The sequence below is a fragment of the Klebsiella grimontii genome, from assembly GCF_900200035.1.
GTDB lineage: Bacteria > Pseudomonadota > Gammaproteobacteria > Enterobacterales > Enterobacteriaceae > Klebsiella > Klebsiella grimontii.
Genome location: NZ_FZTC01000015.1, coordinates 540813 through 563926, shown reverse-complemented (window position 1 = coordinate 563926; position 23114 = coordinate 540813). Strand labels below are relative to the sequence as shown.

General features: G+C 58.7%; 18 protein-coding genes. 11 read left to right on the top strand and 7 right to left on the bottom strand.

The features are described 5' to 3' along the window. Positions 1-44: 44 nt before the first annotated feature. Genes entF through fes form a run of 3 tightly spaced genes read right to left on the bottom strand, consistent with a single transcriptional unit; the run spans position 45 to position 5373 of the window. On the bottom strand, positions 45-3932 hold the full coding sequence (gene entF / locus KOSB73_RS10380; RefSeq protein WP_098140491.1) for an enterobactin non-ribosomal peptide synthetase EntF: 3888 nt from the start codon (positions 3930-3932) through the stop codon (positions 45-47). A 10-nt stretch (positions 3933-3942) separates the two neighbouring features. Beyond that, the gene (locus KOSB73_RS10375; protein WP_024358846.1) at positions 3943-4146 is read right to left on the bottom strand and encodes an MbtH family protein; all 204 of its coding nucleotides are present in this window, start codon (positions 4144-4146) and stop codon (positions 3943-3945) included. Positions 4147-4173: 27 nt separating this feature from the next. Next, positions 4174-5373 carry an enterochelin esterase gene (fes, locus tag KOSB73_RS10370; protein WP_098140490.1) on the bottom strand — a complete coding sequence of 400 codons (1200 nt, stop codon included), beginning with the start codon at positions 5371-5373 and terminating at the stop codon, positions 4174-4176. Positions 5374-5643: 270 nt separating this feature from the next. On the opposite strand from fes, the gene KOSB73_RS10360 reads away from it, so the two are divergent. Together KOSB73_RS10360 and entD are read left to right on the top strand one after the other, a co-directional pair. Then, on the top strand, positions 5644-7893 hold the full coding sequence (locus KOSB73_RS10360; RefSeq protein ID WP_082237455.1) for a TonB-dependent siderophore receptor: 2250 nt from the start codon (positions 5644-5646) through the stop codon (positions 7891-7893). A gap of 67 nt (positions 7894-7960) precedes the next feature. Continuing rightward, positions 7961-8584: an enterobactin synthase subunit EntD gene (gene entD / locus KOSB73_RS10355; RefSeq protein ID WP_098067114.1), complete on the top strand. Its 624-nt coding sequence runs from the start codon at positions 7961-7963 to the stop codon at positions 8582-8584. A gap of 53 nt (positions 8585-8637) precedes the next feature. On the opposite strand, the gene KOSB73_RS10350 is transcribed toward entD, so the two are convergent. Together KOSB73_RS10350 and KOSB73_RS10345 are read right to left on the bottom strand one after the other, a co-directional pair. Continuing rightward, complete coding sequence (locus KOSB73_RS10350) at positions 8638-9573, bottom strand: transketolase family protein (RefSeq protein WP_098140489.1); 936 nt, start codon at positions 9571-9573, stop codon at positions 8638-8640. Then, positions 9566-10396: a transketolase gene (locus tag KOSB73_RS10345; RefSeq protein WP_082237457.1), complete on the bottom strand. Its 831-nt coding sequence runs from the start codon at positions 10394-10396 to the stop codon at positions 9566-9568. Before KOSB73_RS10345 ends, KOSB73_RS10350 begins: the two co-directional genes overlap by 8 nt. Before the next feature lie 364 nt (positions 10397-10760). Here KOSB73_RS10345 and KOSB73_RS10340 point away from each other — a divergent pair, with 364 nt between their 5' ends. The 8 genes from KOSB73_RS10340 (at position 10761) to KOSB73_RS10305 (ending at position 19790) form a co-directional block, all read left to right on the top strand. Then, positions 10761-11711, top strand: coding sequence for a sugar-binding transcriptional regulator (locus tag KOSB73_RS10340; protein WP_024358850.1), 951 nt, complete (start codon positions 10761-10763; stop codon positions 11709-11711). A gap of 363 nt (positions 11712-12074) precedes the next feature. Continuing rightward, positions 12075-13595, top strand: a complete 1521-nt coding sequence (locus KOSB73_RS10335) for an FGGY family carbohydrate kinase (protein WP_004135470.1) — start codon at positions 12075-12077, stop codon at positions 13593-13595. A 133-nt stretch (positions 13596-13728) separates the two neighbouring features. Beyond that, positions 13729-14664 (top strand): D-ribose ABC transporter substrate-binding protein, encoded by a 936-nt coding sequence (locus tag KOSB73_RS10330; RefSeq protein ID WP_004130307.1) that lies wholly within the window; start codon positions 13729-13731, stop codon positions 14662-14664. Positions 14665-14707: 43 nt separating this feature from the next. Next, positions 14708-15328: a DUF2291 family protein gene (locus KOSB73_RS10325; RefSeq protein ID WP_004135472.1), complete on the top strand. Its 621-nt coding sequence runs from the start codon at positions 14708-14710 to the stop codon at positions 15326-15328. 1 nt (position 15329) lies between these two features. Further along, positions 15330-16874 carry a sugar ABC transporter ATP-binding protein gene (locus KOSB73_RS10320; protein ID WP_098140488.1) on the top strand — a complete coding sequence of 515 codons (1545 nt, stop codon included), beginning with the start codon at positions 15330-15332 and terminating at the stop codon, positions 16872-16874. A gap of 17 nt (positions 16875-16891) precedes the next feature. After that, on the top strand, positions 16892-17947 hold the full coding sequence (locus tag KOSB73_RS10315; protein ID WP_004100048.1) for an ABC transporter permease: 1056 nt from the start codon (positions 16892-16894) through the stop codon (positions 17945-17947). A gap of 60 nt (positions 17948-18007) precedes the next feature. After that, positions 18008-18805, top strand: a complete 798-nt coding sequence (locus tag KOSB73_RS10310; RefSeq protein WP_004132240.1) for an SDR family oxidoreductase — start codon at positions 18008-18010, stop codon at positions 18803-18805. Positions 18806-19004: 199 nt separating this feature from the next. Next, entirely contained in the window at positions 19005-19790 is a 786-nt protein-coding gene (locus tag KOSB73_RS10305) for an SDR family oxidoreductase (RefSeq protein WP_004130297.1), read from the top strand. 193 nt (positions 19791-19983) lie between these two features. Here the strand turns inward: KOSB73_RS10305 and KOSB73_RS10300 are convergent, their stop codons facing one another. After that, positions 19984-20136 (bottom strand): Hok/Gef family protein, encoded by a 153-nt coding sequence (locus KOSB73_RS10300; RefSeq protein WP_004132237.1) that lies wholly within the window; start codon positions 20134-20136, stop codon positions 19984-19986. A 222-nt stretch (positions 20137-20358) separates the two neighbouring features. Continuing rightward, positions 20359-22392 (bottom strand): choline transporter, encoded by a 2034-nt coding sequence (locus tag KOSB73_RS10295; protein ID WP_098140487.1) that lies wholly within the window; start codon positions 22390-22392, stop codon positions 20359-20361. Between the two features lie 128 nt (positions 22393-22520). On the opposite strand from KOSB73_RS10295, the gene betI reads away from it, so the two are divergent. Then, positions 22521-23114 carry a transcriptional regulator BetI gene (gene betI / locus KOSB73_RS10285; protein ID WP_004132233.1) on the top strand — a complete coding sequence of 198 codons (594 nt, stop codon included), beginning with the start codon at positions 22521-22523 and terminating at the stop codon, positions 23112-23114.

Below are 23114 nucleotides of genomic sequence, written 5' to 3'. Positions count from 1 at the left end.
CGGTAGCCCGGGTAAGGCGTTTACGCCGCAACCCGGGAGTTTTTCTATCCTTCCCCGAGGATCTCCCTGACCACCGGGCCAATCGCCTCAAAGGCCTGCGGGGAGATAATATCCACGTGGGCGCAATCCTGGCTAAACACCTCCAGCTCGCCGACCCACGGCCCCCAGACCCTCTGCGGCTCCATCCCGGGCTGACGGGTTTTCTCCGCCACGAACAGCGTCGCCTTACCGTCAAACTTCGCGCTGTGCGCGGTGGTCAGCAGGCGCACCGCGTCGGCGTAGTTACCCTCGATAACGCTGAACAGCTCACCGGAAGCCTGCCCCTGCTGGGCGGCCAGAAACGCCTCGCGCTCGCGGGCGATCTCCGCCAGCACCTCAGGGTCCAGACCGTTGGCCTCTTTCTCCGCCCAGTTCTGCGTTTCCGGCGGCCAGGTATCCAGCAGGCCGAGAAACGCCACCGCTTCGCCGCGCTGGCGTAAGCGGGCGGCTATTCCCTGCGCCAGGGTGCCGCCGAGCGAATAGCCCAGCAGATAATAGGGGCCGTGGGGCTGCTGCGAAAGCAGGGTTTGCAGATGATGCTCGCAGACCGCATCCAGATCCGCCGCCGTCGCCATCGGCCCGTGCGGTCGCGGCGACTGAATGCCGACGATCGACCAACGCGGGCTTAAATAACGCGCCAGCACGCTGAACTGCCAGGCAAAACCGGAAGCTGGATGGAAGCAAAACAGCGTCGGGCCGTCACTCTCGCGCAGCGGCAGGATCGCGTCGAAGCCCAGCCGTTGCGCCTGCTCATCGCTCAGATCCGATGCCAGCAGCGCGCTCAGCTTGCCGACGGTAGAAGCGACCATCACCTGCCCCGGCGTCACCTGGCGTTGCAGTTCGCGGCCGAGCGTCGCCGCCAGACGCATCGCCAGCAGCGAATGGCCGCCAAGGGCGAAGAAATCGGCGTCGATATCGTTCACCTCGCAGCCCAGCAGCTGGCTGAACGCCGAGGCGACGGTGGTTTCCACGCCCGGCTCCGGCGGACGACCGCGGCTTACGCGGCTCAGCGTCGGCAGCGGCAGCGCTTTGCGATCCAGCTTGCCGTTGGCGCTCAGCGGCAGCGCCGGCAGTTGAATCAGCACCACCGGCACCATATGCGGCGGCAGCTGTTCGCCAAGCCGCGCTTTAAGCGCCTCGGTATCCAGCGGCAGGCCGGATTCAGAAACCAGATAGCCCACCAGCTGGCGGGCATCGCCCCCGGTCGCCGCCGCCTGGTTGAAGACGCAGGCGTGAGCCACCGCCTGCGCAACGTCCGGCAGCGCCGACATTGCGCGATCAATTTCCCCGAGTTCGATCCGCTGGCCGCGGATTTTTAGCTGGTCGTCGCTGCGCCCGAGATACTCGACCGCGCCGTTATCCAGCCAGCGGGCAACGTCGCCGGTGCGGTACATGCGCTCGCCCGGCGCGTAAGGGTCGGCGATAAAGCGGCTGGCGGTTAAATCGGGGCGCCCGAGATAGCCCTGCGCCAGCTGAATGCCGGTCAGGTAGAGATCCCCCGCCACGCCCGGCGGTACCGGGCGCATCGATGCATCGAGGATGCGTAAGCCGGTATTCCACACCGGCCAGCCAATCGGCACGCTGGCGCCGGTTACCGCCGCCAGTTCAGGCCCGCAGGCCGGATACCAGCTGACGTCCACCGCAGCTTCCGTCGGGCCGTACAGGTTATGCAGCGGCGCGCCGGTCAGCTCCTCCCACTCCCGGCACAGCGCCGTCGGCAGCGCTTCGCCGCTGCAGAAGACCCGGCGCAGGGTATGGCACGAGGCGACGTTTTCCGTATTCAGCGAGGCGACAAACGCCGCCAGCATCGAGGGGACAAAGTGGGTGGTGGTCACGCCGTAGCGGGCGAAGAACTGCTGCATCGCCAGCGGATCGCGATGGGCCTCCGGCTCGGCCATCACCAGCTGCGCGCCGGCGATAAACGGCCACCAGAACTCCCAGACCGATACATCAAAGCTGCACGGCGTTTTCTGCGCCACCACATCATCGGCGGTGAGCGGATAGTGGTCCTGCATCCACAGCAGGCGGTTGACGATGGCGGTTTGCCCGACCATGACCCCTTTCGGTCTCCCCGTCGAGCCGGAGGTGAAGATGATATACGCGGTATGCTCCGGCTGCGAGAGCGCCAGCGGCGCGGCATCCGCCGCCGCCAGCGGGTGTTGATAGCACAGGCTTTCGAGGCCGGGGATATCGCTAAAGCGCGCCCGCTGATCTTCAGAGGTAATCAGCAGCGACGGCCGTGCGTCTTCCAGCATCATCCGCAGACGATCGTCGGGATAGCCGGTATCCAGCGGCAGCCACGCGGCGCCGGCTTCAACGATGCCGTGCAGCGCCAGGGTCAGGAATACCGAACGCGGCAGCGCCACCGCCACGCTATCGCCCGGCTTGACGCCCCGCGCGCGAAGCTGTTCAGCCAGCGCCACCACCTGCTGGCGCATCTCGCGGTAGCTAAACTGCCAGCGGCCGTCCGCCAGCGCCGGGGCATCCGGGGTTTTCGCCGCCTGTTCCGCCACCCGCGCGCTCAGGGTGGTGAGCGGCAGATCGACGGCGGTGGCGTTCACCCGCTGTAGCTGCTCCGCTTCCGCCGCCGATAGCATATTCACGTCGCCGCAGCGCAGGGCCGGATTATCGGCAAATTGCGCCAGCAGCGCGGAAAGTCGGGCGATATGGTTGCCCAGCGTCTGTTTATCGTAACGCTGCTTATTGGCCAGCACCTCCAGCGACAGGCCGCCGGCTTCATCCGGGAACAGCGCCAGCTCAAGGTCGTTGACCGGACCGGTCGCCAGGGTATGGGTAATCGCCTGTACGCCATCGATATCCAGCTGATAATCAAAAACTTTAATATTAAGCACCGGGCCAAACAGCGGTTCGTCGCCCGCCGCCTTGCCGCTGTCGCGGACAATCTGTTCGGCGTCATAGCGCTGATGGCGGCGCATTTTCTTCAGCTGTCCGGCAAGACGCGCGGCCAGCTCCGCCAGCGTTTCCCCGGCGTCAATGGTGACCGCCAGCGGCAGAACGTTGAGCACCGGACCGGTGGCGGTGAGCGCCGCGGAGCCCATACGACGCATAAAAATAAAGCCTGCGGCATACTCCGTTCGGCTGCACAGCCGTCCCAGCCACAGGGCGGTCAGCGCCAGAGCCAGGTCCGCGCGCTGGCACTGCGGCGCGCTTGCCGCCAGCCGGCTAAAGACGCCGGCATCCACCTCCAGCTTCATGCGCCAGATATCGCTGCTGGTCGCCCTTCCCGCCAGCGGCGCATCCGACAGCGAGGCCGGAGACGGCAGCGCCTGACGCTGCGCCTGCCAGAACGCTTTGTCGCGCTGCCAGGCATCGCTGCCGTAATAGCGCTGGTACTCTTCCACCACCTCGGCAAAGGGCGTAAACGGCGAGGCGGGCGTCTCTTCGCCGCGCTGCCAGGCGCGATAAATCGCGGCGGTCTGGCGGGTAATGGCCGGGAAGCTGAAGCCATCGACCAGCAAATGGTGGTAACGCTGATACCAGTACCAGCGGTTATCGCCTACCCGCAGCAGCTGATGGCAGACCAGCGGATTACCGCCGTCCACCCGCAGATTCTGCCCGAGGTCGGCCTGCATCCTCGCCAGCGCGGCGGCGTGCGGGTCGCTCGCCGCGCGCAGATCCTGATAGTCCGGTTCGGCAAAAACGCGGCGTTCATCAACCCACTGCCAGGCTTCGCCGCTATCTTCACAAAAGCGCATGCTGAGGGTGTCGGCCTGAGAGAGCCCGGTGATAATCGCCCGCCCGAGCAGGACTGGGTCAATATCGCCGCGCAGCTCAACATAGTGGGCGACGCTCCATGCGCCGGGCAGCGTCGAGAGGCGCTCCGCCATCCAGATCCCCGGCTGCGCCGCAACCAGCGGTAAACGTGTGGTCATTATCGGCTCCTCAGGACGCATGGTGGGCGGGGGTCAAGGTAGACCAGTTCGCCGCCAGCCAGGCGTTGCACGCCTCTAACGACTGCGGCGGGCACTCTACCGACCAGCCTTGCGGCAGCGCGCAGTGGTGCGGCCACAGGCTGTACTGCTGCTGCTCATTGCGCAGGATGTAAAACTGCCCTTGTGGATTGTCGAAGGGATTACTGAATTGCATGTCAAATTCCTCGTAAAGCGCGCGTTGCTACTCGTCACGGCATAAAGGCTGCCACAGCTGGATGAGCCCCGCCGTCAGCCCGCCGCGCCAGCACAGCGCATCATGCCCGCCATCAACCTGACGCCAGAAAATCGTCTGCTGTTCCAGATGCGCCAGCAGCGCCTGGTTGGCGCGAAAAATGATCGGCTCGCGAAGACCGGCTTCCAGCCAGATACGTAGCCCTTGCGGCTGTATTTCGCCGCGGCTCAGGCGGTCAATCAGCAGGCCCGTCTGCGCGCCGCCGCGATGCGGCCACCAGTAGGAGCCGGACTGGCTGAGCACGCAGCCAAAGCGCTGGGGCCAGTAGAGGGCGGCGAACATCGCGGCCAGGCCGCCAAAGCTCTGACCCGCCACCACCGTGCGATCGGCGCGATCGCTGAAAGGCGCTAGTCGGTGAACCATTGGCAGCAGCTCTTCCTGTACCGCCAGCCAGAACGCGTCATTGCAGGGCAACTCTGCGGCCCGGTGCGGGTTATCAATCGCGTCAATCAGCAGATAAACCGCCGGCGGCAGCCGTTTTTCGCGGGTTAAGCCCGCCAGCGGCGACCATACCGGCATACTTTCGGCCCAGAACTGGCCGTCGAGCAGGATCGCCAGCGGGCGCTGCTGCGGCTGCGCGTCGCCGGTGGCGTAAACCCATATTCGTCTGCGGTTGCCGAGCCGCTGGCTGCGCCACTCAATGCAGATCGGAGGCTGATAAGGTTCTTCACGCAGCGCCCAGCCCGGCTGCTCCGGGGCTTCCGGCAGCTCCAGCGCGGAGACCGCGTGACCGCGCCCGCCCTTCCAGCTTTGCGGATTGAGCGGGTCGGCAATCGCCCGCGGCAGCAGCCTGCGCCAGCCTTCGCGCAGCAGCGCGCGGTCCGGGCCGTCGCCGTTAAAAAGCTGAGGAGAAAAGTCGTCGTCGCGCGCGGAAGGGATAAAGCAGTAGCTGCCGCGCCAGGTGGGAGAAAGCGTGGTTTGCCAGCGCCAGGCATCGGTGCCGGGAATGCGCTGCAGCGTTTGCGGCACGGCGTTTTTATGATGGTCAGTCACGCCGGTAATATAAATCCACACCCGGCGGGTTGCCGAAGACGCTTCGTCGCCCGCCGGATCGCGCCACCAGAAGGTCACCCGATACGCGTCGTCCACGGCCTCTATTTGCGGACCGGAGATAGTGCGCCACCAGTCGTCGCATCCTGTCTTATGCATTCCTTTTCAACCCTATGTTTATCGTGACATTTATCAACAAACGCATTAATAAACGCAATATTTATTGATAATATTATTGATAACTATTTTCATTTGCAATAGCGTATTAGCGCGCTGTGGGAAGCGCGTCTTTCAAAAATAAACATGTCAGAGAGGGCTCATTTAGCCAGCGATGGAATGCCTTTGCCCTCTACCGGCACTATTGATTCCGCCTCCCCTCCCGACGGGAAGGGCCTTTGGGGAAGGCGGCGACGAAAAGCAGGAATTACAATGAATAACAGGATCAAATCCCTGGCCTTGCTGGTCAATCTGGGAATCTACGGGGCTACCTTTCCGCTGAGCGCGGCGGAAACGGTCTCCGATAGCAAAGCCGCATCCGCTGATGAAACCATGGTCGTCACCGCCGCCGAGCAGAACCTGCAGGCCCCCGGCGTTTCAACCATTACCGCGGATGAAATTCGTAAACGCCCGCCCGCGCGCGACGTGTCGGAAATTATTCGTACCATGCCCGGCGTTAACCTGACCGGCAACTCCACCAGCGGCCAGCGCGGCAACAATCGCCAGATTGATATTCGCGGCATGGGCCCAGAAAACACCCTGATCCTGATTGACGGCAAGCCCGTGACCAGCCGCAACTCCGTACGTCTGGGGTGGCGCGGCGAGCGCGATACCCGCGGCGATACCTCATGGGTACCGCCGGAGCTGATCGAACGTATTGAAGTCATTCGCGGCCCGGCGGCCGCGCGCTACGGCAACGGCGCGGCGGGCGGCGTGGTCAATATCATCACCAAGAAGAGCGACGGCGAATGGCACGGTTCATGGAATACCTACATGAACGCCCCGGAGCATAAAGACGAAGGCTCGACTAAACGCACCAACTTTAGCCTCAGCGGCCCGCTGGGCGGCGATTTCAGCTTCCGCCTGCTGGGCAACCTCGACAAAACCCAGGCCGATGCCTGGGATATCAACGACGGACATCAGTCCGAGCGTACCGGCGCCTATGCCAATACCATGCCTGCCGGGCGCGAAGGGGTGAAAAATAAGAACATTAACGGCGTCGTGCGCTGGGATTTCGCGCCGATGCAGTCGCTGGAGTTTGAATCCGGCTACAGCCGTCAGGGCAACCTCTACGCGGGCGATACGCAGAACACCAATACTAACGATCTGGTGAAAGAGAACTATGGTAAAGAGACGAACCGCCTCTATCGCCAGACTTACTCCGTCACCTGGAACGGCGGCTGGGATAACGGCGTGACCACCAGCAACTGGGCGCAGTACGAACGTACCCGTAACTCGCGTAAAGGCGAAGGTCTGGCGGGCGGCACGGAAGGTATCTTCAACAGCAACCAGTTCAGCGATATCGACCTCGCCGACGTGATGCTGCACAGCGAAGTCAGCATTCCTCTGGATCTGGTGTTCAACCAGAACCTGACGCTGGGTACCGAGTGGAATCAGCAGCGGATGAAGGATCTGGCGTCAAATACCCAGACTTTTATGGGCGGCGATATCGATGGCTATGACAGCACCGGCCGTAGCCCGTACTCGAAGGCCGAGATCTTCTCCCTGTTTGCCGAAGACAACGTGGAGCTGACCGACACCACCATGCTGACGCCGGCGCTGCGTTTCGATCATCACACGATCGTCGGCAACAACTGGAGCCCGTCGCTCAACCTGTCTCAGGGTCTGTGGGATGACTTCACGTTAAAAATGGGCATCGCCCGCGCCTACAAAGCGCCGAGCCTGTACCAAACCAACCCGAACTATATTCTCTATAGTAAAGGCCAGGGCTGCTACGCCAGCGGTAACGGCACCGGTTGCTACATGATGGGTAACGATGACCTGAAAGCCGAAACCAGCATCAACAAAGAGATTGGCCTTGAGTTTAAGCGCGATGGCTGGCTGGCGGGGGTGACCTGGTTCCGCAACGACTACCGCGATAAAATCGAAGCGGGCTACGCGCCGATTGCAAAAACGTCGAAAGGTAACGTCAAAACCGATATCTATCAGTGGGAAAACGTGCCGAAAGCGGTGGTTGAAGGTCTGGAAGGCACCCTGAACGTGCCGGTCAGCGAAACGGTGAACTGGACCAATAACATCACTTATATGCTGCAAAGTAAAAACAAAGAGACCGGCGATCGTCTGTCGATTATTCCGGAATACACCCTGAACTCCACCCTGAGCTGGCAGATTCAGGAGGATATTTCCGTACAGTCGACCTTCACCTGGTACGGCAAGCAGCAGCCGAAGAAATATAACTACAAAGGCCAACCGGCGGTGGGTTCTGAAACGGACGAAGTCAGCCCGTACAGCATCGTTGGCCTGAGCGCCACCTGGGATGTGACCAAAAACGTCAGCCTGACCGGCGGCGTGGATAACGTCTTCGACAAGCGCCACTGGCGCGCGGGGAATGCGCAAACCACCGGTAGCCTGACCGATGTTTCGTATATGGCTGGCGCTGGCGCCAATACCTATAACGAATCAGGCCGCACCTGGTATCTGGGCGTCAATACCCACTTCTGATTGTCTGGCCGTTCCCTCCGCCCTCTTCTCCTGGAGGGCGGACGGGAGAATCTGTTAACATCGCCTGATGCACATCCAACACTCGATCATTCAACTTGCCGGTCACTCGCTGCAGCGGGTGGATTTCGACCCGTTGACCTTCCAGCCTGAAGACCTCCTCTGGCTCCCGCATCATGCCCGGTTAAGCGGCTGCGTCCACAAGCGGCAGTCCGAGCATCTCGCCGGGCGTATCGCCGCGGTTTACGCGCTGCGGGAAGTGGGCGAAAAAGGCGTCCCTGCCATTGGCGACCAACGCCAGCCCCTGTGGCCGGCCCCGTGGTACGGCAGCATTAGCCACAGCGAACGCAGCGCGCTGGCGGTGGTCTCCGCCCGGCCGGTCGGCGTTGATATCGAACGAGTCATGGCACCTTCGCTGGCGGCGGAGCTGGAAAGCAGCATCATCAATAGCGCGGAAAAAAAACGGCTGGACGCCAGCGGCCTGCCGCCTGAACTGGCGCTGACGCTGGCCTTTTCGGCGAAAGAGAGCGCGTTTAAGGCCAGCCATTCGGCTATCCAGGCCAGGATGGGTTTCAGCGATTTTGAAGTGACGTATATAAAGGAAGAAAATCTGCGGCTTCGGCTCTCCGCCGGGGAGTATCGGCTGCAATGGATTAAGGCCGGTGAATACGTCATCACGATCTGCGCGCCGTAAAAACATAACCCGCGCGGTAGCCGCACGGGTTATCGGTTTAAGGCGCCGTAAAATCAGCGCATTTTCTGCGCCAGTTCGGCGACGGAAGCGGCATCGAAACCGTGGTGTTTACGCAGCCAGCCGCGATCTGCCGCCGCCGCATACTCGCCATCCGGGATCCCCAGACGTTTGAGCGGGATTCCCGTGCCGGCTTCAGCCAGCACTTCCGCCACCAGGCTCCCAAGGCCGCCGTTGACGTTATGCTCCTCCACCGTTATCACCGCCTTGCACGGTTTCAGGGCCGCCAGCAGCGCGGCGGTATCGCAAGGACGAATGGACGGCACGCTCACCACTTTGGCCTGAATTCCCGCGTCGGCCAGCCTCTGCGCGGCATCGACGATTTCGTGCACCGTCGATCCGGTGGCGACCAGCGCGATATCTTCGCCTTCCCGCAGCGTGACGACCGCTCCCGGCACAAAGCGATAGCTTTCATCGTGCAGCTCCGGCAGCGCCTTACCGTCAAGACGAATATAGACCGGCCCCTGATAGCCGATGGCGTAATCGATAATCTGTCGACATTCGCGCGGCGAAGACGGGGCGAAAATCTGGATATTGCCGAAACCGCGCATCACCGCCAGGTCATCAATCGCGTGATGGGTGCTGGCCAGCGGGCCGTAGCTGGCGCCGGCGTTGAGGCCAAATAGCTTAACGTTGGTGTTGTTGTAGCAAACGTCGACTTTAATCTGCTCATTAGCGCGGGAAATCAGGAACGGCGCGGCGTTACAGGTAACCGCCACTTTCCCCCCCAGCGCCAGGCCCGCCGCCGTCCCGACCATGCTCTGCTCGGCGATGCCCACGTTCACCAGACGCCCGGGGAACTGTTTAATAAACGGCGCGATTTTGGCCGTTGAGGTGGAGTCAGCGACGACCGGCACCAGATCGACGCCGCGGTCAACCGCATCAATAAAGGCCTGAACCATCACGCTCGCCAGGTGTTCTGCATTACTCATCTTTCAGTTCCTCCAGTGCCAGTGCAATCTCTTCGCCTTTCGGTACCCGGTGGTGCCACTCCGGGCGCCCCTGAATAAAGGAAATACCGGCGCCTTTGGTGGTGTTGGCGATAACGACGTTCGGTTTACCTTCCTGCTGCAGCCCTTCCAGGGTCGCGACAACCGAGGCCATGTCGTTGCCCTGACATTCGGTGACCGTCATCCCGAAGGCCTTCCATTTGTCGGCCAGCGGATCGGTATTCATAATTTCGCGCGTCGGGCCCGCCAGCTGGAGATTGTTCTTGTCATTAATAATGATCAGGTTATCAAGGCCGTAGTGCGCCGCGGCCAGCGCCGCTTCCCAGTTACTGCCCTCCGCCAGTTCGCCATCGCCGGTAATTAAAAAGATGCGGCGGGTGCTGTTGCTTTTTTTTGCCGCCAGCGCCAGCCCCACCGCAACAGGCAAACCGTGGCCCAGCGCGCCGGTGTTGAGCTCAATGCCCGGCGTTTTCTGACGAACCGGGTGACCGGGAAGATGGGAATTGGCATGCTGATAGGTGTCCAGCCAGTCAACCGGGAAGAAGCCCGCCTCGGCCAGCACGCAGTAGTAGCAGCCCACCGCATGGCCTTTCGACTGGATGTAGATATCGCGCTGGTCATCAGCAAGGCGCTCCGGCGCGACGTTCAGAATGCGGAAATAGAGCGCGGTGAGCAGTTCAACCTGCGACAGGTCGGCGCCGGTGTGCCCACCCGCAGGGCTGTTGGCGTTCAATCTGACGATATGGCGACGTACGGCGCGGGCTTTGCGCTCGAGTGCCTGGACATCATAGCTATAGGGATTCATTTAATACCTCTGAATTTATTTTCAACTTGGAATATTTATTCCGTCAGGGACTAAAAAAACCAGACATCCCCAGGCAACGCATCGTAAGGCTTACGCCGCTGCATCATACTCAGGAACATTCTGCCTCCTTACCACCGGGCGTGACGTCACCCGGGCACTTTTCAGTTGACCTGAAATCGCTATGAATATATATTCAATATCGACTCTTTATTCAATTATGCGGCTACTGTTCTGTTTTTGTCCATAGCTGATTTTGAGGATTGGCGAAAGTTAGATATCCATCACACTTAACTGTCTTTTCTTTTCGCGTATGATAATGAGCTCTAAGATAATGGCTGCACGTAAATGATTTTCGGGGAAATATATGGCTAAGCAGGATGAACAACGGCTATTAGTTAAGATTGCCACGCTCTACTATCTCGAAGGACGAAAGCAGTCCGATATTGCTCAAATTCTCTCCCTTTCTCAGTCATTTATCTCCCGAGCGATCGCCCGCTGCCAAAAAGAGGGCGTGGTCAAAATCAGCGTTGTTCAGCCATCGAATATTTTCCTCAATCTTGAAAAGGGCCTCGAGGATCGCTACGGAATTAAGCAAGCCATCGTCGTGGATACCGAAGAAGACGCCAGCGATCACACCATCAAGCGCGCCATCGGTTCCGCCGCCGCCCACTATCTCGAAACGCGATTAAGACCAAAAGATCTGATTGGCGTCTCTTCGTGGAGTTCGACTATCCGCGCAATGGTTGATGAGGTCCACGCGCAAAACCTGAAGGCCAACGGCGTGATTCAACTGCTCGGCGGCGTGGGCCCAAATGGTAACGTGCAGGCGACTATCCTCACCCAGACTCTGGCGCAGCATCTGAACTGCGAAGCCTGGCTACTGCCTTCCCAGAGCATTGAAGGCTCCACTGAGGAGAAAAATCGCCTCGTGGCCAGCAAAGATGTCGCCGACGTCATTGCCCGCTTCGATGAAGTCGATATCGCCATCGTCGGCATTGGCATCCTTGAGCCTTCGCAGCTGCTCAAAACTTCCGGTAACTACTATCACGAAGATATGCTCCAGGTGCTGGCGGAACGCGGCGCCGTGGGCGACATCTGCCTGCACTACTACGATAAAAACGGCAGAGCGGTGTTACGCGATGATGAAGATCCTGTGATCGGCATGGCGCTGGAGAAGGTGAAAAAGTGTCCTAATGTGGTGGCCCTTGCCGGTGGCAGCGAGAAGGTCGCGGCTATCAAAGGCGCGCTTTCGGGCGGTTATATCGATGTTCTGATCACCGATTACCCAACGGCCAGACTGCTGATTGCCGGTTAATTTCCTCACTCAAACGCTTTCCCACAACCTTTACGCTTTCTCCGAAGCGTAAAGGTAACGCAAATAAAACATTATATTTCAATAACATAAAACCTTAAAATCACCTCATTCCCCATCCGTACCTGAACGCTTCGCCGATCGGATAAGTGTGATTGCCAGCACAATTGATAACTTTTCCAGTAGCCCGACGGGAAGTTTCTGGCTAAGGTATCAAATAAATAATCACTATCGAATATATATTCAGTGATTAAAAAAGTGAAAACGAATTGTCACATCATGGCCTGCTAAGAAGCAATGCGATCAAGAGGAGTGCCTACCTTCCCCCTCCGCGCCAGGACGAAGTGTGACTCAGGAGACTACCTAATGCAGGCAACACGTAAAGAGTTCATCATTGCGCTGGATGAAGGCACCACCAATGCCAAAGCCGTCGTACTCGATAGCCGCGGCCAGGTCGTGGTGAAATTCTCTCAGCCGCTGGCGATCCAAACGCCGCGTGAAGGCTGGGTCGAGCAGTCGGGAGAAGTCCTGGTTGACGCTTCGCTGGAGGTTATCGCGAAAGCGGTAGCGCACGTTGGCGCAGAAAACGTCGCGGCATTAGCCATTAGCAACCAGCGCGAGACCGCGATCGGCTGGTATCGCCAGAGCGGTAAGCCAATCAACGCCGCGATCACCTGGCAGTGCAGCCGCAGCGCCGCGTTTTGCGATGAACTGCGCCACAGCGATAAAGAGCAGCAAATCAAGGCCGTGACCGGCCTGCCGATCGCGCCTCTGTTTTCGGCCTCGAAAATGCGCTGGCTGCTGGAATCCCTTCCTGAGGGGCGCGCGCTGGCTGAGCGCGGAGAAATCTGCCTCGGCACTATCGACAGCTGGCTGCTGTGGAACTTAACCCAGGGCGATGCGTTCTCCTGCGATTACTCCAATGCCGCGCGTACCCAGCTGCTGAACCTGCAAACCGGCCAGTGGGACGACGACATGCTGGCGCTGTTCCAGATCCCGCGCGCCGCGCTGCCGGAGATTAAACCCTCCAGCGGATTGTTTGGCTATACCCGGGGGTTGAACGCTATCCCTGACGGTATTCCGGTGATGGCGATGGTCGGAGATTCCCACGCCGCGCTGTTTGGTCACGCGCTGGGCGAACTCGGCTGCGTTAAGGCCACCTACGGTACGGGGTCATCGGTGATGGCGCCGGTAAAATCCGCACAGTGCGATATCGACGCGCTGGCCACCACCATCGCCTGGCACGACGGCGACAGCATCACTTACGGACTCGAAGGTAATATTCCGCATACCGGCGATGCCGTAGCGTGGATGGCGGACAGCACCGGCTTGAGCGAACTTTCCGATGCCGAACTGGCGCATGAACTCAACACCCTGCCCGCCTCCGTGGACTCCACGCTGGGCGTCTATTTTGTGCCGGCGTTAACCGGCCTGGGCGCCCCGTGGTGGGATGACAGCGCCCGCGGCGTGATTTGCGGCCTGAGCCGCGGCGTCAAGCGCGCCCATCTGATTCGCGCCGCGCTGGAATCCATTACCTATCAAATCGCCGATGTCGTGGTGGCGATGCGCCAGCAGGACGACTTCCACTTGACGGCGCTGATGGTCGACGGCGGCCCAACCAAAAATGACTGGTTAATGCAGTATCAGGCTGACCTGCTCGGCTGTCCGGTGATGCGCAGTGACGTTGCCGAGCTGTCGGCGATTGGCGCGGCCCTGCTCGCGCGCAAAGCCCTGAATCCCGGATCGGTGACCGACCTGAAAGCGTTTTTAACTGAACACAGCGAATTTATCCCCGATATGGCCCGCCACCAGCGCCTGCAGAAAAGATGGCAGGAGTGGCGCCATGCGGTGAACAGAACATTATGGAAACCGGCAACGTCCGCCTGACGCCCACCAGGGAATCGAACGCGTGACGCACCTTACTCATCAACAAAAGGAGACCCCCGGCCCATAAATTTGATTTACAGGCCTTACGTTGTTTCACCGTACCCGACAATAACAACCAAGAGAGAAAATTGTCATGAAATTACGTTTAACGCTTTTAACCGCTGCTACCCTGACCGCCTTTTCTTTCGCTGCCCAGGCGGCAGAAAAAGGCACCATCATGATCATGGTAAACTCGCTGGATAACCCCTATTACGCCTCTGAAGCCAAGGGCGCCAGCGAGAAAGCCAAAGAGCTGGGATATCAAACCACCATTTTGTCGCATGGCGAAGATGTCAAAAAACAGAATGAGCTGATCGATACCGCCATCGGTAAAAAAGTTCAGGGCATTATTCTGGATAACGCCGACTCCACCGCCAGCGTCGCCGCCATTGAAAAAGCGAAGAAAGCGGGTATTCCGGTGGTTTTAATCAACCGCGAAATTCCTGTCGATGATATTGCGCTGGAGCAAATTACCCATAATAACTTCCAGGCCGGTTCTGAAGTCGCCAACGTATTTGTCGAGAAAATGGCCGAGAAAGGAAAATACGCCGAGCTGACCTGTAACCTTGCGGATAATAACTGCGTGACCCGCTCTAAATCATTCCACCAGGTGATTGACCAGTACCCGGATATGGTCAGCGTCGCTAAACAGGACGCGAAAGGCACCTTAATCGACGGCAAACGCATTATGGACAGTATTCTGCAGGCGCATCCCGACGTTAAAGGCGTGATTTGCGGCAACGGTCCCGTCGCCCTCGGCGCCATTGCCGCACTGAAAGCGGCGAATCGCAACGACGTGGTGGTGGTCGGTATCGATGGCAGCAACGATGAACGCGACGCGGTCAAAGCCGGCACCCTGCAGGCCACCGTGATGCTTCAGGCGCAGGCCATCGCCGCTCAAGGGGTGACCGACCTCGATAACTACCTGCAAAAAGGCGAAAAACCGGCCAAGCAGCGCGTGATGTTCCGCGGAATTCTGATTACTCAGGACAATGCAGACAAAGTGCAGGACTTCAATATCAAATCCTGATTTCGGGTTGTTGCGCCCCTTGCGGGGCGCACAGGAGCGTATTATGTATAAAAAAATCTCGCTGATGCTGGTCGTTCTCGCGCTCGGAGGCTGTCGTATCGTCTCTCAGCAGGAACTGGCCGATCTTAAATCTCCGCCCAATCCGCATATGGCGGATATCGATCGGACATGGCAAGACCAGCTGGTTCCCCAGGTTGTGGCTAAAGCTCGCCCCGTCGCCGAGCTGATGACCGCCCTGCGCGCGGCGAAAGATATTGATAGCGCCTGCAAAGCGTTAGGCTATCGCGCTCAGGACGAAAACCCGTGCGTGTTTTACGTCAAAGTCGAAGGCAATATCAGCAAAATTGATTCCGCCTCGCGCAGCGGAAAAATGACGATTGAGGATACCCGCGGCGGCAACGTGGTGGTGCAAATTGGCCCGACGCTGCGCGGCACATTATTACGCGACGGCTATCAGGGCGCCAGCTATCAGGACTTTAACGATCAGGTGCTGTTTGGCGAATATAGCCGGAAGATTAACGAACACGCGGTAAAAATGATCCAGACGGCGCAGGTGAAAACCGGTGAAGCAGTCCAGGTGTACGGCGTATTCTCGGCCTGGGATATTCCACAGAACATTCCTGATATTACGCCAGCAAAAATTGTTCGTTTGGGAGGACAATAACATGCAGCGGCAAGAACTCGTCAATTCCCAACCAGTCGACTCTGAAGTTATTATCGAAACCCGCGAATTATCTCGCGTTTATCCGGGGGTTGTCGCCTTAGATAACGTGAATTACCGGGTCTATCGAAATAAAGTAAACGTTCTGATCGGTGAAAATGGTGCGGGTAAATCCACCATGATGAAAATGCTTGCTGGCGTTGAAACACCCTCCTCCGGTCAAATTATTCTTGATGGCGCGCCGGTGACCCTTAGCTCGACGCACCAGGCTGAAAAGCAGGGAATCAGCATCATATTTCAGGAATTAAATTTATTCCCAAATATGAACGTCATGGATAATATTTTTATGGCTAACGAATTCTTTCAAAAAGGGAAGATTAACGAAAAATATCAATATGAGTTAGCCAAATCATTACTGGAAAGGCTGGAACTTGATGTCGATCCCTACACCCAGCTCGGCGAATTAGGCATCGGCCATCAGCAGCTGGTGGAAATTGCGCGCGCGCTTTCAAAAGACACCCGGGTATTAATTATGGATGAACCCACTTCCGCGCTCAGCCAGTCGGAAGTCAAAATCCTGTTTAACGTCATTGAACAACTTAAACGCCGCGGCGTCACCATTATCTATATTTCCCACCGTCTGGAAGAGCTGATGGAAATTGGCGACCACATCACCATTTTCCGCGACGGACGCTTTATCAGCGAGCGCGAGGTCAGCGACGCCAGTATTCCGTGGATTATCGAACAGATGGTCGGCGATAAGAAAAAACATTTCGACTACCGGCCGGCGCCGAAAGGCGAAGCGGTACTTGCGGTTGAAGGTCTGACGGCGCTTCATTCCAGCGGCGGCTATAAGCTCAACGATGTGACCTTTACCTTAAGTAAGGGAGAGGTGATCGGCATCTATGGCCTGCTCGGCGCCGGGCGCACGGAGCTGTTTAAAGGCCTGGTCGGTCTGATGCCCTGCCAGGGCGGGAACGTCCATCTCAACGGCGAAAATATCGACAAGGCGCCGTTCCAGGCGCGGCTGAAAAAAGGGCTGGCGCTGGTGCCCGAAGACCGTCAGGGCGAAGGCGTGGTGCAGATGATGTCGATTCAATCGAATATGACCCTCTCTGATTTCAGCCTGCAGGGCTTTCGCCGGGCGTGGAAGTGGCTGAATCCGCAGAAAGAAATCGCCTGCGTCAAAGAGATGATTCGCGAACTGGCGATCAAGGTCAGCGACCCCGAGCTGCCCATCACCTCGCTCAGCGGCGGCAACCAACAGAAAGTGGTGCTTGGCAAAGCGTTGATGACGAAGCCGGAGGTGGTGTTTCTCGACGAGCCCACTCGCGGTATCGATGTCGGCGCGAAAACTGACGTTTATCACCTGATCGGCAAAATGGCCCAACAGGGTCTGGCGGTGATGTTCTCTTCATCGGAGCTGGATGAAGTGATGGCGCTGGCGGATCGCATCCTGGTGATGGCCGATGGCCGGATTACCGCCGATTTACCGCGTCATGCGGTAACCCGCGAACAGTTAATCGCGGCTTCAACACCTCAAGATTAATCAGGCTGGAACCCATCATGAACCAGAAATATATGATTTATATGTACCTGCTGAAGGCCAGAACGTTCATCGCTCTGCTGCTGGTTATCGCGTTCTTCAGCGTGATGGTACCGAATTTCCTGACCACATCTAACCTGCTGATTATGACCCAGCACGTGGCCATCACCGGCCTGCTGGCCATCGGCATGACGCTGGTTATCCTGACGGGCGGTATCGATCTTTCCGTTGGCGCCGTGGCCGGCATCTGCGGCATGGTGGCCGGGGCGCTATTAACTAACGGCCTGCCCTTGTGGAACGGCAGCGTCATCTTTTTTAACGTGCCGGAAGTGATTCTGTGCGTCGCGCTTTTCGGCGTGCTGGTCGGCTTTGTGAACGGCGCGGTGATCACCCGCTTCGGCGTCGCGCCCTTTATCTGCACCCTGGGCATGATGTATGTCGCCAGGGGTTCAGCGCTGCTGTTCAACGACGGCAGCACCTACCCGAACCTTAACGGCATGGAAGCGCTGGGTAATACCGGTTTCTCCACCTTGGGATCCGGGACGCTGATGGGCATTTATCTGCCAATCTGGCTGATGATCGGCTTCCTGCTGCTGGGCTACTGGCTGACCACCAAAACCCCGCTGGGCCGCTATATCTACGCCATCGGCGGTAACGAATCCGCCGCTCGTCTGGCCGGCGTGCCTATCGTTAAGGCAAAAATCTTCGTCTACGCCTTCTCCGGCCTGTGCTCGGCGTTCGTTGGCCTTATCGTCGCCTCCCAGCTGCAAACCGCACACCCGATGACCGGCAATATGTTCGAAATGGACGCCATCGGCGCCACCGTGCTCGGCGGAACCGCGCTGGCGGGCGGTCGCGGCCGGGTGACCGGCTCAATCATCGGCGCGTTCGTCATCGTCTTCCTCGCCGACGGCATGGTGATGATGGGGGTCAGCGATTTCTGGCAGATGGTCATTAAGGGCGTGGTTATCGTCACCGCCGTCGTCGTCGACCAGTTCCAGCAAAAACTGCAGAACAAAGTCATCCTGATGCGTCGTCATGAGGAGAAGCTGGCTGCGGCAGGCGCCACCAGTTAATCACGTCTTTATTACCCCGCCGGACGCTCTGCCGTCCGGCCTCTATAAGGGATGAAAAATATGCAAAGAAATTTCACACATAAAACGGTGGTTATCACCGGAGCCTGCCGCGGAATTGGCGCCGGTATTGCCGAGCGCTTTGCTCGCGACGGCGCGAATCTGGTGATGGTCTCTAACGCCGAGCGCGTTCATGAAACCGCGGAAACCCTGCGCCAGCGCTACCAGGCCGACATCCTGTCGTTACAGGTTGATGTCACCGATGAAGCGCAGGTGCAGTCGCTGTACGAGCAGGCGGCGGCGCGTTTCGGCGCCATCGACGTCTCTATCCAGAACGCGGGCGTGATCACCATCGACTATTACGATCGCATGCCGAAAGCCGACTTTGAAAAAGTGCTGGCGGTTAACACTACCGGCGTCTGGCTGTGCTGCCGCGAGGCCGCCAAATATATGGTCAAACAGAACCACGGCAGCCTGATCAACACCTCTTCCGGCCAGGGCCGCCAGGGGTTTATCTACACCCCGCACTATGCCGCCAGCAAAATGGGCGTGATCGGCATCACCCAGAGCCTGGCCCACGAGCTGGCGCCGTGGAATATCACCGTCAACGCCTTCTGTCCGGGCATTATCGAAAGCGAAATGTGGGATTACAACGACCGCGTCTGGGGCGAAATCCTCAGCACCGAGCAGAAACGCTACGGTAAGGGCGAGCTGATGGCGGAGTGGGTCGAAGGCATTCCGATGAAGCGCGCTGGTAAACCGGAAGACGTTGCCGGGCTGGTGGCGTTTCTCGCCTCCGACGATGCGCGCTACCTCACCGGACAGACCATCAATATCGACGGCGGCCTGATTATGTCGTAATGCGGTCCCCCGGGTTGCGGCTGATGCCTTACCCGGGCTTCCGGTCGGCACAATTTTGTAGCCCGGATAAGGCGTTTACGCCGCAATCCGGGTAAATAACAGATCAGCACCGTCTGGTAGCCCGGACAGGCGCAACGCGCCGCCTCCGGGAACGCCAACTCCGGGCATGCTAAAGAATATTTTTTAGAGAGTGATAACTATGATCGCAAAAGATTTCGCCCAACAGCTGTTTAATCTGCAGGACCGCGTGGCCTTTGTAACCGGCGCGGGCAGCGGCATCGGTCAAATGATTGCTTACGGCCTCGCCAGCGCGGGCGCCCGGGTCGTCTGCTTCGATCTCCGCGAAGACGGCGGCCTTGCCGAAACCGTCAAAAATATCGAAGCCATCGGCGGCGAGGCCTGTTTTTACACCGGCGATGTACGCCAGCTCAGCGACCTACGCGCTGGGGTGGCGTTGGCAAAAAGCCGCTTCGGCCGCCTTGATATCGCCGTCAACGCCGCCGGTATCGCCAACGCCAATCCGGCGCTGGAGATGGAAACCGAGCAGTGGCAGCGGGTAATCGATATTAACCTCACCGGCGTGTGGAACTCCTGTAAAGCGGAAGCCGAACTGATGCAGGAAACGGGCGGCGGTTCGATTATTAATATCGCCTCGATGTCCGGCATTATCGTTAACCGCGGCCTCGATCAGGCCCATTACAACTGCTCCAAGGCGGGCGTTATCCACCTGTCGAAAAGCCTGGCGATGGAGTGGATCGGCAAAGGGATTCGGGTCAACTCCATCAGCCCCGGCTATACCGCCACGCCGATGAACACCCGCCCTGAGATGGTTCATCAGACCCGCGAATTCGAAAGCCAGACGCCGATCCAGCGTATGGCGAAGGTTGAGGAGATGGCCGGCCCGGCGCTGTTCCTCGCCAGCGATGCCGCGTCGTTCTGTACCGGCGTTGACCTGGTGGTCGATGGTGGTTTTGTCTGCTGGTAGAACGGACCGAATGCCAGTATGGATGTCAATATACTGTCAGCGACCGGCGAAGCAGTATGCAGGGTGGCGGCGCGATTGTTTTAACCGGTCGATGTTCTCTCGCCGTCCATCCTGCCCCCATAAGCAGAAAAAAGGTGCCTTAAGGTTCCTTACCCAGCCTGCGGATAAGCGGGGATAGCTCCCCGCATACCGGCTACTTCTTCGTTTCGTAAGCGAGAACGGCCTTAAACTCCATACTACGTTCTTTGATGCTCAGCTCGCACAGCGAGTCGCGCACCATTAACGTCACTCCCAGCGCTGTCAGACACAGCACGATGATTGCCACCAGGGCGTATTTTGTCAGCATCTCGTTGCCTCCATGCGAAGAAGAGGCTACTATCCAACGTGCTAGGGTTGGATCGTGAGCCTCAGGTTGATGGGAACATCTCCTGGGGCTTCGTCTTTCTGAATCCTCACCTAAGCCTGAACGCAGAAAGCCTCAGGCACCCGCCGCCATCATACGCTTCCCTACGCTTTTCACTGTATACTTAACCAGCTCAATCCCTTTTTCAGAAAACGTTTAGACGGCCTACATTCCGGGGAAGGTCACGCTGTTGCCCGGCGCTTCGCGATGCAGATGAATAAAGTTCAGATGGCGCTCGTACTGGTCAAGAATATCGGTGATCACCTGCTCTTTGCTGTAGTCCATCAGGTCGTTGCCCTGACTCCCCTCCAGCAGGAAGGTCTCCAGACGATAGTAGGTCGACTTCCCGCTGCGCGCCCGGTAGGTAAAACCGGGAATGGAGTACTGCTGCGGCCAGATCTGATAAACAAAGTTCTGCTCGTCGCCCATATGCACCAGCAGGTCGAGATGGCCCAGGCTGTCCCCCTCTTCCGGCGGCAGGCTTTTCAGCTCGACGTAAGCGCCGCGCAGCTTCAGCTCCTGCGCCACCTCTTCCATCGCCGGGAAGCACACCGTCTCCATCATCTGGCGGGTATAGCGCGTGCCGGGATAGTTCATCAGCCGCGACAGACGCTTCTTCCAGCTCAGGCGATCCTGCACGCCCATCGGTCGCGGGGCGGTGTCGCGGTTGGCGCTCTCGCGGCGATAATCTTCCACCTTCAACGACTTATACAACCCCGCCATCACGAAGAAGATCACAAAGCTAAACGGCAGCCCCATAATCACCGTCGCGTTCTGCAGAGCGGAAATGCCGTTAGTCATCAGCATCCCCAGGGTCAGCAGGCCGATGACCACCGACCAGAAGATGCGCAGCCAGTTTGGCGCATCGCTGTTGATATCCTTCAGCTTCGAAGTGAAGTTACCCAGCACCAGCGCCCCGGAATCCGCGGAGGTCACGTAGAACAGCAGGCCGGTAATGGTGGCGACCGAAGCGCTAAAGGTAAACGCCGGATACTGCGCCAGCAGGTTATAGAAGCCGCGCTCCGGGTGGGCGACCGCCTCGGCGGCGAAGGCCGCATTGCCGTGGATGATTTCATACAGCGCGCTATTGCCGAACATCGACAGCCACAGCAGGGTAAAGGTGAACGGGATAATCAGCGTTCCCACCACAAACTGACGAATGGTGCGTCCACGTGAAATACGCGCCAGGAACAGACCGACAAACGGCGACCACGCCACCCACCACGCCCAGAAGAACAGGGTCCAGTTGTTCATCCACTCTACCGGGCGATCGAAAGCGAAGCTGTTGAGGGTCATGCCCATAAAACGATTCACGTAGTCGCCAACGTTAAGCACCAGCGCGTTGAGCAGGAACTCGGTATCGCCCATAAACAGGATGAACAGGATTAGCCCAAGGGCCAGCACCACGTTAAGCTCGGAAAGAATACGGATGCCTTTATCCACCCCGGAGGTCACCGAGATGGTGGCGATTATCACCGACAGTACGATCAGCGCCGCTTTCGCCCCCAGCGAATCCGGAATATTGAACAGCACGCTGAGGCCGTAGTTAAGCTGTACCACGCCAATTCCGAGGGTAGTGGCGATACCGAAGATGGTGCCGATCACGGCGGCGATATCCACGCTGTGGCCAATCGGCCCATTAATCTTCTTGCCGAAGATCGGATAGAGCGCGGAGCGGATGGTCAGGGGTAAATTATAACGATAGCTAAAGTATCCCAGCGCCATCCCCATCAGGGCATACATCGACCATCCGGTCAGCCCGTAGTGAAACAGCGTCCACACCATCGCCTGGCGCGCCGCCTCCATGGTCTGCCCCGCCCCTTCCGGCGGCTGCATATACTGGGTCACCGGCTCGGCGACGGAGAAGAACATCAGGTCGATGCCGATACCGGCGGCGAACAGCATTGCCGCCCAGCTGAGCACGCTAAATTCCGGCTTCGAGTGCTCCGGCCCGAGCTTCACCGAACCGAAACGCGAGCAGGCGATGCACACCACAAACACGATATAGAGCGTCGCGGCCAGCAAATAGTACCAGCCGAAGGTGCGGGAAACCCAGTTCAGGGTGCGGCCAATCCAGGCCGCGGAAAAATCGCTGAAGAAGAGAGTCATCAGGGAAAACAACAAAATCAGTCCGGCGGAAGTGTAAAAAACCACCGGATTGATTTTGTCCTTTTCTCTGCTCGGCGAAAGGTCTGTCATCCATTCTCCTTACTGTTTTTGCAACTATTAGAACCAAAATCGGCAACAATTAAGACACATTTTATATTGAACGTCCAATCAAAAACCGCTTTAATAGATAAACAAAGCTGATGAATGGAGTCTGAGAAATGCCCAAACTGGGGATGCAACCGATACGGCAGCGGCAGCTGATTGACGCGACCCTGGCCGCCATCAATGAAGTGGGAATGCACGATGCCACCGTCGCGCAGATCGCCCGACGGGCTGGCGTATCGACCGGCATCATCAGCCACTATTTCAAGGATAAGAACGGGCTGCTGGAAGCGACGATGCGCGATATCACCGGCCAGCTGCGCCAGGCGGTGTTGAGCCGCCTGCACGCCCTGCCCGATGCCGGCCCGCGGGAACGCCTGCGCGCCATCGTGGCCGGCAACTTCGACGACAGCCAGATAAGCAGCGCGGCGATGAAGGCCTGGCTCGCCTTTTGGGCCAGCAGCATGCATCAGCCGATGCTCTATCGCCTGCAGCAGGTCAGCAGCCGACGACTGCTGTCGAATATCGTCTATGAATTCCAGCGCGCCCTGCCGCGCGAAGAGGCGCAGGAGGCCGGATACGGTCTCGCCGCGCTGATCGACGGGCTGTGGCTACGCGCGGCGCTGAGCGGTAAACCGCTGGATAAAGCCCGCGCAGAAACGCTCGCCGAGCACTTCATCAGCCAATATCTGCCACCGACTTCTCAATAA

Coding starts and splice junctions, on each gene's coding strand:
- entF (WP_098140491.1), bottom strand. CDS start 3,932: ATGACCACACGTTTACCGCTGGTTGCGGCGCAGCCGGGGATCTGGATG.
- KOSB73_RS10375 (WP_024358846.1), bottom strand. CDS start 4,146: ATGCAATTCAGTAATCCCTTCGACAATCCACAAGGGCAGTTTTACATC.
- fes (WP_098140490.1), bottom strand. CDS start 5,373: ATGCATAAGACAGGATGCGACGACTGGTGGCGCACTATCTCCGGTCCG.
- KOSB73_RS10360 (WP_082237455.1), top strand. CDS start 5,644: ATGAATAACAGGATCAAATCCCTGGCCTTGCTGGTCAATCTGGGAATC.
- entD (WP_098067114.1), top strand. CDS start 7,961: ATGCACATCCAACACTCGATCATTCAACTTGCCGGTCACTCGCTGCAG.
- KOSB73_RS10350 (WP_098140489.1), bottom strand. CDS start 9,573: ATGAGTAATGCAGAACACCTGGCGAGCGTGATGGTTCAGGCCTTTATT.
- KOSB73_RS10345 (WP_082237457.1), bottom strand. CDS start 10,396: ATGAATCCCTATAGCTATGATGTCCAGGCACTCGAGCGCAAAGCCCGC.
- KOSB73_RS10340 (WP_024358850.1), top strand. CDS start 10,761: ATGGCTAAGCAGGATGAACAACGGCTATTAGTTAAGATTGCCACGCTC.
- KOSB73_RS10335 (WP_004135470.1), top strand. CDS start 12,075: ATGCAGGCAACACGTAAAGAGTTCATCATTGCGCTGGATGAAGGCACC.
- KOSB73_RS10330 (WP_004130307.1), top strand. CDS start 13,729: ATGAAATTACGTTTAACGCTTTTAACCGCTGCTACCCTGACCGCCTTT.
- KOSB73_RS10325 (WP_004135472.1), top strand. CDS start 14,708: ATGTATAAAAAAATCTCGCTGATGCTGGTCGTTCTCGCGCTCGGAGGC.
- KOSB73_RS10320 (WP_098140488.1), top strand. CDS start 15,330: ATGCAGCGGCAAGAACTCGTCAATTCCCAACCAGTCGACTCTGAAGTT.
- KOSB73_RS10315 (WP_004100048.1), top strand. CDS start 16,892: ATGAACCAGAAATATATGATTTATATGTACCTGCTGAAGGCCAGAACG.
- KOSB73_RS10310 (WP_004132240.1), top strand. CDS start 18,008: ATGCAAAGAAATTTCACACATAAAACGGTGGTTATCACCGGAGCCTGC.
- KOSB73_RS10305 (WP_004130297.1), top strand. CDS start 19,005: ATGATCGCAAAAGATTTCGCCCAACAGCTGTTTAATCTGCAGGACCGC.
- KOSB73_RS10300 (WP_004132237.1), bottom strand. CDS start 20,136: ATGCTGACAAAATACGCCCTGGTGGCAATCATCGTGCTGTGTCTGACA.
- KOSB73_RS10295 (WP_098140487.1), bottom strand. CDS start 22,392: ATGACAGACCTTTCGCCGAGCAGAGAAAAGGACAAAATCAATCCGGTG.
- betI (WP_004132233.1), top strand. CDS start 22,521: ATGCCCAAACTGGGGATGCAACCGATACGGCAGCGGCAGCTGATTGAC.